11 protein-coding genes are annotated in these 12,460 nt (G+C 71.0%); 5 read left to right on the forward strand and 6 right to left on the reverse strand.

All coding sequences use genetic code 11. The annotated features are described in order from the left end of the window. The first annotated feature begins 782 nt into the window (after positions 1-782). On the forward strand, positions 783-1,265 hold the full coding sequence (locus VGC13_RS06725; protein ID WP_331124457.1) for a hypothetical protein: 483 nt from the start codon (positions 783-785) through the stop codon (positions 1,263-1,265). 381 nt (positions 1,266-1,646) lie between these two features. On the opposite strand, the gene VGC13_RS06730 is transcribed toward VGC13_RS06725, so the two are convergent. Next, the gene (locus VGC13_RS06730; RefSeq protein WP_331124458.1) at positions 1,647-3,386 is read right to left on the reverse strand and encodes a DUF885 domain-containing protein; all 1,740 of its coding nucleotides are present in this window, start codon (positions 3,384-3,386) and stop codon (positions 1,647-1,649) included. A gap of 165 nt (positions 3,387-3,551) precedes the next feature. On the opposite strand from VGC13_RS06730, the gene VGC13_RS06735 reads away from it, so the two are divergent. Continuing rightward, the gene (locus VGC13_RS06735; RefSeq protein WP_331124459.1) at positions 3,552-4,031 is read left to right on the forward strand and encodes a hypothetical protein; all 480 of its coding nucleotides are present in this window, start codon (positions 3,552-3,554) and stop codon (positions 4,029-4,031) included. A 325-nt stretch (positions 4,032-4,356) separates the two neighbouring features. On the opposite strand, the gene VGC13_RS06740 is transcribed toward VGC13_RS06735, so the two are convergent. Both VGC13_RS06740 and VGC13_RS06745 read right to left on the reverse strand, forming a co-directional pair. Further along, positions 4,357-4,572: a hypothetical protein gene (locus VGC13_RS06740; protein ID WP_331124460.1), complete on the reverse strand. Its 216-nt coding sequence runs from the start codon at positions 4,570-4,572 to the stop codon at positions 4,357-4,359. After that, positions 4,569-5,291, reverse strand: coding sequence for a hypothetical protein (locus VGC13_RS06745; protein ID WP_331124461.1), 723 nt, complete (start codon positions 5,289-5,291; stop codon positions 4,569-4,571). The genes VGC13_RS06740 and VGC13_RS06745 overlap by 4 nt, the downstream gene beginning before the upstream one ends. Before the next feature lie 160 nt (positions 5,292-5,451). On the opposite strand from VGC13_RS06745, the gene VGC13_RS06750 reads away from it, so the two are divergent. The 3 genes from VGC13_RS06750 to VGC13_RS06760 are packed head-to-tail and all read left to right on the forward strand — an operon-like array spanning position 5,452 to position 6,962. Continuing rightward, positions 5,452-6,243: a DsbA family protein gene (locus VGC13_RS06750; protein WP_331124462.1), complete on the forward strand. Its 792-nt coding sequence runs from the start codon at positions 5,452-5,454 to the stop codon at positions 6,241-6,243. After that, positions 6,243-6,731 (forward strand): vitamin K epoxide reductase family protein, encoded by a 489-nt coding sequence (locus VGC13_RS06755; protein ID WP_331124463.1) that lies wholly within the window; start codon positions 6,243-6,245, stop codon positions 6,729-6,731. Before VGC13_RS06750 ends, VGC13_RS06755 begins: the two co-directional genes overlap by 1 nt. Positions 6,732-6,749: 18 nt before the next feature. After that, positions 6,750-6,962, forward strand: a complete 213-nt coding sequence (locus tag VGC13_RS06760; protein WP_331124464.1) for a hypothetical protein — start codon at positions 6,750-6,752, stop codon at positions 6,960-6,962. Positions 6,963-7,328: 366 nt separating this feature from the next. Here VGC13_RS06760 and VGC13_RS06765 read toward each other — a convergent pair whose 3' ends face one another. From VGC13_RS06765 to VGC13_RS06775, 3 genes are all read right to left on the reverse strand, one after another. Further along, on the reverse strand, positions 7,329-8,366 hold the full coding sequence (locus tag VGC13_RS06765) for a hypothetical protein (RefSeq protein WP_331124465.1): 1,038 nt from the start codon (positions 8,364-8,366) through the stop codon (positions 7,329-7,331). Positions 8,367-8,826: 460 nt separating this feature from the next. Then, positions 8,827-9,579 carry a DsbA family protein gene (locus tag VGC13_RS06770; protein WP_331124466.1) on the reverse strand — a complete coding sequence of 251 codons (753 nt, stop codon included), beginning with the start codon at positions 9,577-9,579 and terminating at the stop codon, positions 8,827-8,829. Between the two features lie 800 nt (positions 9,580-10,379). Then, positions 10,380-11,954, reverse strand: coding sequence for an amidohydrolase (locus VGC13_RS06775; RefSeq protein WP_331124467.1), 1,575 nt, complete (start codon positions 11,952-11,954; stop codon positions 10,380-10,382). Positions 11,955-12,460: the final 506 nt, after the last annotated feature.

The raw sequence follows: 12,460 nt of genomic DNA on the forward strand, positions 1-12,460 counted from the left end.
TTCCGAGGGATTGCGAGACTCCGGTCCCGAGTCATTCGGCGCGAAGCGCACTCCGGGAGGATGAAAACCGGCTGTCATTCCGAGGCCCGGCCACGCTGGCGCCTGCCGTTCGCTCGACAGGTTGCAGGGCCGAGGAATCTACTGTCGGGTTGCTGGAGGGTGGGCGCGGCAGCCCGCGGAAGACTCGCGATTGCGCCGCGGCCGGACAGGGCCGGTGCCGTGGCGCGCGATGGGTCACCCGCTTGGGGCGAGTAGATTTCTCAGTCGGCGCGCAAGGATTCCGGTGAGAGGAGGGTGCCGTGTGGCGCCTCCTTCGAAATGACAGTCCGGCGCGAGGCCGGGAAGGTTTCCACTCAGGGAGCGCGCCGCGTGTAACCAGAAGTCGCACGACCCATTGTGCGCGACCGAAGGACTTCGTCTGCCTCGTCGAGGGGCTGGCTCCCGGGTGCGGGAGCCAGCCCCTCGGTTCTGCCGGCGAGATCCTTTGGTCGGCGCCAGAGTGCATGGTACGGCCGGGTTGCCGATCGGCGCCTCCGTCAGAAAGCAGTCGTGCGGGGCGTTGGCAGCTATCCGGTTTTCCTTTTGCGCGAGGATGAGCTCCGGATTAAATTTGTCCCCCGGGTGTCGGTGGATTGAAACCTCTGTGTGCCGCCGCCGTACTGGTGCCGCGGGAGCCAGGCAACTCTGGCGTCCCCCGCGGGTTCCAAGCGGTTGGGATTTGCGTTCAGGAGGTGCGGATTCCATTGCCCGCCCCACACGGACCTCAACGAAAAGCCACGTCCATGAAGACCATAGCTTCCCGCACGCTCGTCGTCGCCGGCGCCCTTGCCATGTTCGCCGCGGTGGACACCGCCGCCGCGCAGACGCAGGAGCCGGCCCCGGCCCCGCAGGTGCAGGCCGCGCCCGCCGCCGCGGCGCAGACACAGGTGGAGCGCCGCCGGGAGCCGCGCCGCCGCCGCGACGTGATCACCAAGGAAGAGATGGCCGAAAGCGGCGCCACCAACCTGTACGAGGTGGTGCAGCGGATTCGCCCGGCGTGGCTGCGCGGCGGCAACGCCAGCAACTTCGGGGGTGGTGGTGGCGGCTACGTGGTGTACCAGAACAGCACGCAGCTGGGCGGGCTCGAGGCGCTGCGGCAGATGTCGCCCGGCTACGCCGAGTCGCTTCGGTTCCTGGATGGTACCACGGCCAGCAACACCCTTCCCGGCCTGGGCTCGCGCCGCGTCGCCGGCGCCATCGTGGTGGTGCTGCCGGGGAGCAACTAGCGGATAGGGGATAGGGGACAGGGGACAGGTTACAGCCTGCGCGGGAGCGCGCGGAGCGAATGATGTTCCTTCCGGTTCTAAACGGAACCGTGCCGTCCGCCCGCTGGAGCGAATGAATTCGCCGCTGGAACTACGCAAAGTCCGCCTGCGCGGACTCGGCGGCCCGGACGTGTGCGGCGCCTGAAACACCTGCGCGTCCGCAACCACGCTCGACCAGGATTCTGCTCTCGAAACGCCCCCGCTCTCACCGTGAGAGCGGGGGCGTTTCACTCCCGCACTTTCGCACTCCCGCACTCCCGCACTCCCGCACTTCCGCACTTCCGCACTCCCGCACTCCCGCACTCCCGCACTCCCGCACTCCCGCACTCCCGCACTTCCGCACTACTTCCTTTCCCCGATCCACGCCTCCACGCTCTCCCGCAGCATGGGCAGCGTCACGGCGCCGTTGCGCAGCAGCACCTCGTGGAACTCGCGCAGGTCGAAGCGGGGGCCCAGCTCGCGCTCGGCAAGCTCGCGCAGGGCAAAGAACTCCAGCGCGCCGGTGTCGTACGCGGTCAGCTGGCCGGGCCAGGCCACCACGCGGTCCACCAGCGCGTCGGCCTCGTGCGCGCCCATCCGCCCGCTGCGCACGATGTACTCCCGCGCCTGCTCGGGCGTCCAGCCGAACAGGTGAATGCCGGGGTCCAGCACCATCCCCCGCGCGGGCCACATCCGCCGCGACACGCGGGCCGCGTCGCTGGTGTACAGCCCCATCTCCTCCGCCAGCGCCTCGGCGTAGCGCGCCCATCCCTCCACGAAGCTGCCGCTGGAGATGAGCCGCGTGACCACGTGCGCCCCCGGCAGCTCCTGCGCAATCCCGATCTGCAGGTGGTGGCCGGGATACGTTTCGTGGAACGCCGTGATCTCGGCCTGCGCGCGCGAGCTGGTGGTTGCCTTGCCCAGGTTGATGCGGTACTCCGCGGGGCGGCTTCCATCCTCCGCCGCGGGAAAGTACTGGTCCGACGCGGTCGCCTCCAGGAACGGCGGATGGGGCGCGATGACCACCCCCGCGCGCGGCATGGCGCCGAAGCCCCGCGGCACCGCCGCCCGCGCCCGGTCCACCGCGGCGTTGGCAAAGGCCAGCATCTCGTCCCGCGAGGCGAACCCGTCCGCCGTGGTCCGCGCGCGGATGGAGTCCAGGTCCGCCGTGCCGTACGCCCGCCTTCCGATCTCCACCGCCTCCGCCTGGTTGCGCGCCACCCGCTGCTGACCCAGCGCGAACGTCTCCTCCGGCGCGCGGTCCAGCGTGGTAAAGGCGCGGAACGAAGCCTGGTAGCAGGCGCGCCCGTCCGGCAGCGCGCCCACGCCCACGGTGGTGCGCGCCGCCGGCAGGTACTCGTCCGCGAGATACGCGCGGTAGCGCGCCACGGCCGGCATCACCTGGCCGCGCAGCAGGGCGGCCCAGGCGGCGCGGAACTCCGGCGTGGAATCGCGTTCCGCCGGGGACCAGAACGGGCCCTGCTCCGCCGGCGCGCCCAGCAGCGCGTCCAGCTGCTCGATCACCAGCTCCACGTTGCGGCGGGGCGTGGTGTATCCCAGCCGCACCCCTTCGCGCAGGTTGGCCAGCTCGTTGTCCAGGTAGTCGGGCATCCGCCGCCACCGCGCCAGCGCCTGCTCGCGCAGCGCGGGCGTGCCCACCGGCTGCAGCGCCGCGATGGTGGAAAATCCCACCTGCCAGCCGGACATCTGGTTCACCGGCCACAGCTCGCTCCGGCACACGCGGGCCGCGCGCGACGCCTCCAGCCGCTCGCGCAGCATTCCGAACGTCACCCACTCCGGCCGCCCCCGCAGCGCCGCCCCGTCAATGCGCGCCAGCTCCGCGGCCCACGCGTCCTCGCGCGCCTGCCACGCGCGCACGCCGGCCAGCGAGTTGTCGCTCAGCCCGTCGTGGCGCTCGATGGTGAGGCCGGAGACGTGCGCCTCTTCCGGGAACGACGCCACGAACGCGCGCACGAAGTCGTCCGCCAGCGCCGTCACCCGCGCGGCATCCGCCGCGGGCGCGGTCTGCGCGCTCGCGGCGGTCGAGGCGGCAACGGCCAGCAGGAGCGCGGAAACGATGCGGGCGGGGCGGTGGATGCGCATGGGATCGGAGCGAGAAGTGGGTATTCTGATGGAGATCTCCTGAATCTACATCCCACGTACCAAAGGGGGAGGCGGAGGGATGCGGATGCGGACGCGGCGGCGTGGAACGGTCTTCGCAAAGCCGTGCCGCCCCGCGAGATGGAACGAGTGCGAGGGGAGGGGATGATGGGAGTGCTGGGACGCTACATCGACGGGCTGCCGCCGCACGCGCGCGACCGGCTGATCCAGGCGCAGGACTGGTGCGTGGCGGCCGTGAGCGGGCCCGACGGCTCGCGGTGCCTGGTGGGCCACGCCGAAGACTGGCAGCCGCTGGCGGAAGACGATGGCTGGTGGAGCCGCTGGGTGCACGCCGGCGCAGGCTCCGCCACCCATCCGGAGTCCGACGTCGACCTCCTCTGCCGCCCGGAGCTGTTCGCGTTCCGCCGCGCGCGCCCCGCGGACCTGGACGTGTACCGCGAGCGCCTGTGCCGGTGGGGGGTGGAGTCGGAGGCCCGCATCGGCGCGCGGTTCGACCAACTGTGCGTGCGGTGCGGCGTGCCCGGCGCCATCCGCGTGGTCAAGCGCCGCGCCGGCCGCGCCTTCGCCATCCCGGCGGTGGCATCGGACGGTTCTTCGCGGGCGAAAGGCGTGCTGGCTTCGCGGTGATCCGGAGAGTGTACCGCGCGGCGCCCCCTCCGCTCGCTTAGGCTCGCACCTCACCCGAAACTGCCGGGGGAGGTTGATCCGTGTCGAAGGCTCGTCGCCCGTCGGCTGGCTCGGATGAGTCCGGCGGAATCCCACGCTCAAGCGCGGAGAATCGCCGGAGCGCGATCGAATCCTCCCCTCTCCGTGAGGAACGAACGGGGAGGGGCCGGGGGAGGGGCACCCCGGCGGGCGCAGTTCGAACCCGTCCCCGAAACGAATTTCGGGATGGTGATGCCCGCCGCGCATCCCCATCCCGAACTCGCCGTCCTCATTCCGCCGCCCCGCCCTACTCCACCACCGTGAACCACTCCACCTCGTCCAGCGGCACTTCCACCCGGTCGCCGGTGCCCACGTGGCGCCCCACCAGGATCTCGCCGCCGTAGTCGTGGCGCAGGCGGTCGGGAAGCACCACCAGCTCGGCCCCCAGGCGGCGCATCCGCACCCGGGAGCCGTCGTCGATGGCGCGCTCCAGCCGGTCCAGCGCGTCGGGCGTCCAGTTCACGTGCCGGCGGTCGCGGTGTCGGCGGTGCGGGCGGCGCTGTCGCGGCGAACGCTGTCGGCGCGCGCGCTGTCGGCGGCGTGGGCCACGGCGCTGTCGTAGCGCACCAGCGTGGTGTCGGGGCGCAGCGTGGCCGTGGTGCGGGCGCGGCGCAGCCCTTCGGGACGGACGGAAACGTAGAAGTCGCGGATGAACAGCGAGTCGATCTTGGCGAACCCGCTGTCGGGCACGTCGCCGAACTTGGTGCCGGGGCGCGGCCGCGGAATCACCACGTTCAGCGTGTCGGCCCACATGTCGAACTCGGCGCGCGACACCTTCTGCAGGTAGCCGTTCACCTCCACGCGCCCGCCCGGCCCCAGCGCCCGCAGCGCCCCCGCCGGCGGGTCCGGCTCGAAGCGCACCAGGATGCGCCGCCCCGAGGGCGTGCGCACCCACACCGCGTTGGCCCGCACCACCGACTCGGCCGTGGCCGTCAGGTGCACCAGCCGCCCCAGCTCGCGCGTGTCCAGCGGGATCAGGGTCTCGAACTCCTCGGTGCGCATGGGCAGCACCTCGGCGCGGTCGGCGCCGAAGTTGGCGGCGGCGCCCACCCGCCGCTTGGCCGCCATGGTCTGGTCGCCAAAGACCGCGGCGCCGATGAGCACCGCGATGGAGAGGCCCGCCAGCAGCCCCACCCAGAGCCACACGCGGGACTCGCGCCCGCGCACCAGCCGAATGTCCATCGGAAAACCGTTCGTGAGAGTCGCGTTAAACCGGTGCCGGGGGTGCAAGGAGCGTTCCGGGCGCGGCTTGCACCGGGCGCCGCGCTCCCGTTATCATTTCGCGCCCCACACTACTTTCGCGCGACCGCGCGCCGCAACGAGACAGACCGGAGAAACACCCGTGCCCCGTCCCGCGCCCAAAGCCCGGCGTAATTCGCTTCCGTTGTTCTACGTGGTCCTGGGCGTGGTGGCCCTTGGCGGCGCCTGGTTCCTGTTCAGGCAGATGGGCGGCGGTGGCACCCCGGCCACCACGCTTACGCCGGTGGTGATGACGCCCGCGCAGCTGCAGCGGGTGCCCGGCATCAGCAAGGGCCAGCCCAACGCGCCGGTGGTCATCATGGAGTTCGCCGACTTCCAGTGCCCCGGCTGCGGCGACTTCGCGCGCTTCTCGGAGCCGCTGCTGCAGGACCACATCGACAACGGCACCGTGCGCTTCGTCTGGTACGACTTCCCGCTGGTCCAGATCCACAAGAACGCCATGCTGGCGGCGCGCGCCGGCCGCTGCGCCAACGAGCAGAACCAGTTCTGGCCCTTCCACGACCACCTCTTCGGCCAGCAGGGCGAGTGGTCCGAATCCAACAAGGCGGCGAACCTGTTCGAGGGGTACGCGCAGCAGGCCGGGCTGAACCGCGACGCGTTCGCCACCTGCCTGCGCAGCGAAAAGTACCAGAAGGAAGTGTCGGAGAGCTACGAGCTGGGCAACACGCTGGGCGTCACGAGCACGCCCACGCTGCTCATCAACGGCAAGAAGGTGCAGCAGACGCCCCGCACCCGCGCCGCCTGGGACGAGCTGATCCGCCAGGAAGCGGGGAGCGCGGCCCCGGCCGCCGGTGGCGCCACCCCGGCCGCGCCCGCGCCGGCCACCACCGGCTCCGCTCCCGCCGCGGCGCCCGCGGACAGCGCCGCCGGCTGATGGACGCGGCCCTGGACGGCGCCCACGGCGACGAGCTCACGGGGGCCGAGGAGCTGGAGGCCAGTCCGCCGCTCAGCCGCATGGCCATCGCCCTGCTGGCGTTGGCCGGGCTGCTGATCTCCAGCTACCTGACGATGTACAAGGTGGGGCTGCTGGGCACCATCCAGTGCACCATCGGCGGGTGCGAGAAGGTGCAGACCTCGCGCTGGTCGTACTTCCTGGGGCTGCCGGTCTCGGCGTGGGGCGTGGGCGCCTACGTCGCCATCCTGGCCGTGGCGCTGCTGGGCGTGCAGCCGCGGTTCATGCGCGAGCGGTGGGTGGCGCTGGCGCTGTTCGCGATGTCGGCGGTGGGGGTGGTGTTCAGCGCCTACCTTACGTACCTGGAAGCGTTCGTGATCCACGCATGGTGCCAGTGGTGCGTGATCTCGGCCATCCTGATCACCCTGATCTTTCTGCTCAGCCTTCCGGGGCTGCGGCAGGCCCGCTGAACCAGAGAGGATAGACGGATGTCGCAGACCCCCGGCCAGACGGTGCGCGTGCGCCTGGTGTTCGCCGACCAGGGAACGTTCCACGCCGAGACGGTGCACGTGCCCATGGACATGCTGGGCCGCTACGACCGGCTGGTGGACCTGCTGCGCGAAGAGGAGGCGGTCACCCGCCAGCTGTTCGTGGACATGGGCCGCCTGGTCAGCGCCTACGTAGTGGGCGACGAGGAGTAGCCCGCCGCCGCGCCATCGAGACACTCGAGACGAAGCCCCGCCGCCGGAGATCCGGCGGCGGGGCTTTTTCGTGTTCCTCGATAGGCGGACTGCGCGATCAGATCACCACGACCGTTCCGTCTGCGCACGCGCCCACGATGCAGTTGCATAGAATCGATCCTCCACATCCCCAGGAGCATACTTCGCCAAAAGGGCTGCGCGTCTTGTACCCACGGCACTTGGTCTGTGTCGTCGCACTGCCGACCGAGATCAGCGTGGCGAGCGCGATTCCCGACGTCAGCCGGCCAAATTGATTCCGCAGCATGATCCGTCTCCTGTGAGATTGAGGGTGCTGAACATGAGCGCGCGGCATACGCGCCCGCCAATCTACCGGCGAACGTGAACGCCAAAGCGCACTGTTTCCGCGTTGGGATCCAGCAGACTGACAACGGTGTCGTTCCGGATGGCGAGCACGATGGGGGCGCTCGTCAGCCCCCGCCACGTGCCGTCGGGACCGCGGTAGGCAGCGACCGCCGAGTCACCGCGCATCAGAATTCCGCGGACGAACATCGCCATTACGGCTTTGTCGCTCGCGCGAACCAGGATGTTCGAAGTCCACGAATCAGCCCAGCGCGAAAAGGCGCCCTCGGCCGACAGGTCCCCATGTGGAGCCTTTGGCGTGACGTACGTGGGCGGCGTGATTCGCTGCGCCGAGCTGCGTCCATCCCGCAGGTTCACGGTCCACAGGCTGTCGGACAGCGCAGTGACCACAAACGCCTGCTCGCCAACAACGGACAGCGACACGCTGCGCATGTTGCCCCAGACGGGCTTTGCCGGCTCCCCTTCCGGGATGAGTTGCGCGTGCGGAACGTAGCTGTCGCGCACCCGCCCCAGGCTGTCGGTGCGGAACAGCAGGTCGCGCGTCGGGCCGTGCCACGCAACCAGCAGGTAGTCGCCGCCGGGGAGCACCGTCATCTCGCCGATCCGGTTCCCCAGATGGAGGGTCGAGACGGTGCGAAGGAATGAGCCGTCGGCGTCGAAGACGGTGATCCTGGGTACCTGCAGGTCCAGCACGTGAACCCGTCCGCGATCATCCACCTTGGGGAACATGGGCATCTGGAACTCGCCGGGCCCGGAGCCAAGCCGGCCCATGCGGCCCAGGAGGCGCCCGTCAGGCGCGTAGCGCATCACCCGCACGCTTCTGACATCGGTAAGCACAAAGCTGCCGTCCGGCGCAAAGTCGATCCCGGAAACCAGGCCGATGGGCACGCTGTCGGGTTGCTCGGGCGTCAGCGTATCGGCGAGCCGGAATACGGAATCGAACGGAGTGGCCGCCATGGTGGGCGCCCGCTCCGGCTGTACGCGATCACAGGCGGTGGCTGTGGTGTTGAGAAGCAGGAGGGCGAGGAGGGGAGTGGGGCGCATGAACGGGACCGATCGGCGGGACGTGAAAGGATCGATCAGTGTGCCTTTGGCGACTGTGCTTGTCAACGGTTTTGAATCATGCGCTTCTCGTATGGGCCGGGTCGAGGTGCGGTGGCGGGAATCGCACTGCGCCCAACGCGGCCCCCCTCTCCCGGCCTCTCCTCCATAAACTGCATGGGGGAGAGGAGAATTCGATCGTGCTTCGGCTGCTTCTCCCTGCGCCGGCTGGGGGCCCCTCCCCCGGCCCCTCCCCGTTCGTTCCTCACGGAGAGGGGAGAATTCGATCCCGCTTCGAAACGCTGTCGTGCGCGTCACCCTGCCCGCGCGGTCTGCGGAGGAGGAGGCGCCGGCGGACGCGGTGCGGGGCCAGACCGGAACGACGCATCCTCCGAACACACATCGCCCCTCCCCGCGGCGCGGAGGAGGGGCGACGTGCGTCCCGCTGATGCGTAAAGCCGCGCTACGGCTGCGGCGGCGTCGCGGCGGGCGGCGTCTGCGCGCCGGGGGCGGCGGGCTGGCCGTTGAGGACGGCGTCGATCTCGCGGGCGAACTGGTCGTAGGGCACGGCGCCGCTCAGGCTGCGCTGGCCACCGCGCCCGTTGATGATGAACGTGGGCGTGCCGTTGATGCGCGCCTCGGCCGCCTGCATGGCATCGGAGACGATGATGGATGCGGTGCGGTCGTTGACGGTGCAGTCGCGCCACGCGGCCATGTCCAGCTGCAGCTCCCCCGCCAGCCGCTCGAAGCGGGTCACTGCGTCGGCCTGGCCGCTCCACTCGCGCTGCGTGGCGAAGAGGCGGTCGTGCATCTGCCAGAACTTGCCCTGCGCCCCGGCGCACATGGCCGCCTCGGCCGCCGAGAACGCCTGCTGGTGCGACGAGAGCGGCAGGTTGATGTAGATGATGCGCGCCCGCCCGGTGCGCACGTACGCACTGTCGATCTGCTTGTAGGTGCCCGCCGCGAACTCGCGGCAGTACGGGCACTGGAAGTCGGAGATCTCGATGATGGTGACCTGCGCGCCCTCCGCCCCCTTCATGCGGCCGCGGTCCGCGCGCCCCAGCACGGAATCGGGGTTCACGGCGCTGGCGCCGGACGCGGGCGTGGCGCCCTGCGACTGGCCGCAGGCGCTGGTCGCCAGGGTGGCCGTGATCAGCAGGGCCGCGGCGGCCAGGGTGCAAAAGCGCCGCGGAAGCGGCACACGGATGCGCATCATCGCTCGTGCGTTCGGTAGGGGATGGCAGAAGGCGCGGCGGATTTCTCCCCGCGCCCGCGGCCCGACATCAACAGGAATCGGCCGGGAAGATAGCCGCGCGGCGCCGGGCGGGTCAAATCTGCGTGGGGGTATCGGCTGGCAAGGGCTGGCAAGGGCGAATGAATTCGCTGCAACAACCACACGAAGGCCGCCTTCGCGGACTGGCGGCCCCGCGGTACGGGCAAGTGTCTGCCACGTGGCGGGTTGGGAGCAAACCGCCGGGCCGTGAGCAGAGGCATCGTGATTGGACCCTCCTCTCTCTCCCGCGCAGCGGGGGAGCAGGGCCTTTCGGACGCCAGTCCGAAGCCTTTCGTCGGGTCTCAAAATTTAGCGGCACTCCCAACCTCCCCCAGCAGTTTTGGGGGAGGTGGGCGAGTAATGCGAGCCCGGAGGGGGCGCCGCGGACGCAGCGTGATCCGTCCGCCGCGCGATCGAATTCTCCCCTCTCCGCGAGGAACGAGAGGGGAGGGGCCGGGGGGGCTCCGTCCGGGCACCAACTCGACACCGGTCGGCGAGCCTCCGCCACCAGTGCCCCCCCAACCTCCCCCAGCAGTTTTGGGGGAGGTGGGCGAGTAATGCGAGCCCGGAGGGGGCGCCCGCGGACGCAGCGTGATCCATCCGCCACGCGATCGAATTCTCCCCTCTCCGTGAGGAACGAACGGGGAGGGGCCGGGGGAGGGGCCCCCCGTCCGGCGTCAGCTCGATGCCGTTCGACGATCCTCCCGCCCCGCAGCCAAAACCCTCATCCCCGTCCACCTGGATCACACCCGCTGCACCACCTCGCCGGCGACCATGGTCAGAAGGCAGCGCATCTCGCGGAGGGCGTCGGGCTCGCAGTTCAGCGGATCGGTGTCCCAGGCCACCAGGTCGGCATCGTAGCCAGGGAGCAGGCGGCCCTGGCGGTGCGGCAGGCCGGCGGCGAACGCCGGGCCCTCGGTGTACGCGCGCAGCGCCTGCTCCGCGGTGACGGCGTTCTCCATCCACCACCCCTCGGCCGGCGCGCCGTCCCACCCCACGCGGCGCACGGCGGCAAACAGCCCCAGCCGCGGGTCGCACGACTCCACCGGCACGTCGCTGCCGAACGCCAGCGTCATCCCCGCCCGCTGCAGGGGGGCGAACGGGTACGCGCCGCGCGAGCGCTGGTGGCCCCAGTGGCGCTCGGCGGTGGGAATGTCGGTCATCAGGTGGATGGGCTGCATCGACCCCACCACGCCCGAGCGGCCGGCGCGCTCCCACAGGTCCGGCGGGCACAGCTGCACGTGCTCGATGCGGTGCGGCATCGCGGGCAAGCGGTCCGCGCCGCCCAGCACGTCGATCGCCATCTCCACCGCCGCGTCGCCGATGGCGTGCACCGTGGACGCGATACCCGCAGCGGCGGCGCGGCGCACGTGGTCGCGGAACTCGTCCGGCTCCAGCGTGCAGATCCCGAGGTCCGCCGCCCCACCGCCCTCGTACGGCTGCCGCATCCAGGCGGTGCGCGATCCCAGGGCGCCGTCCGTGAACATCTTTACCCCGCCGATGCGCAGCCACTCGCCGCCAAAGCCGCTGCGCAGCCGCGCGCCGATGGCGTGGTCCAGCCGGGGAAGGGGGATGGACTGCAGCACGCGCAGCCGCAGCACGCCGTCCAGCTCCATGGCGGTGAAGTCCTCCAGCCCCGTCACCTCCACCGAGTGCACGCCCGTCAGCCCCAGCCGGTGCGCCTCGGCCTGCGCCTCCAGCAGCGCGCCGCGGATCTCCTCCGCCGACTCGATCGGGAGATGCGACTCCACCAGCCGCACGGCTTTTTCCAGCAGCACGCCGGTGGGCTCGCCCCCCGCGTCGCGTACGATCTCGCCGCCGGCGGGGTCCGGCGTGTCGCGGGTGATGCCGCACCGGCGCAGCGCCGCCGTGTTCACCCAGGCGCCGTGGATGTCGTGGCTCAGCATGAAGACGGGCCGGTCCGGCACCGCGCCGTCCAGCGCCTCCTTCGTGGGAAGCCCGCCCCAGCGGTGCCGGTCCCACCCCAGGCCGCGCACCCACCCCTCGCCCGTGCGCGCCGCCTGCGCCACCGCGGCCACGCCGTCCTCGAGTGTGCGCGCGGCATTCAGGTCCACGCGCCGGCGGGCCAGCGCCCACGTGGTCAGGTGCACGTGCGCGTCCGTAAGCCCGGGCGTCACCACGCCGTCCACGTGCTCCGTCCGGGCGCCGGGGAGCGCCGCCGCGCGCACCTCGTCCTCCGTCCCCGCCGCGGCGACGCGCCCGCCGCGGATGAGCAGCGCCGTGACGGAGGGACGGTCGCCCAGCAGGTGGATGCGGCGGGCGGTCAGGACCAGGTCGGGCGCGGGATACGTGGACATGCGATTCGCGATCTGTGGATGCGGATGCTCGGAGCAATCCGCCGAAGATGCGCCCGCGCCCCCGCGCCGTGCAACCCGCGGCGGAAACGAGCAAGGACGCAGGGACCGGGTCGTCCCTGCGTCCTTCGATGTTCTGCCGGCTGCGGACCGTGGGGCAGGGAGTGGGTGGTTTCGGTCGGGATCACGCTGCGTCCGCGGGCGCCCCCCACCCCGGCCCTCCCCCGCAAACAACGCGGGGGAGGGTGACGCGACCCACGTGCTTCCGGAGCGGGATCGAATTCTCCCCTCTCCGTGAGGAACGAACGGGGAGGGGCCGGGGGAGGGGCACCCCGGCGGGCGCCAGTCCAGTGCCCTTCGACGAGGCATCGTCCCTTCGCCCCCCAACCCGCGCTGGCCGATGGAAAAGCCCGCAAAACGAGCGCGGACCTTGCGACGGTTGCGAGTGGATGCCCCTCGGAAAGGAAAGGATGAGCGAGTCGTTCTACACACGGTCGGCGGAATTCTAC

This window comes from Longimicrobium sp., from assembly GCF_036399255.1.
In the GTDB taxonomy this organism is placed as follows: Bacteria; Gemmatimonadota; Gemmatimonadetes; order Longimicrobiales; family Longimicrobiaceae; genus Longimicrobium.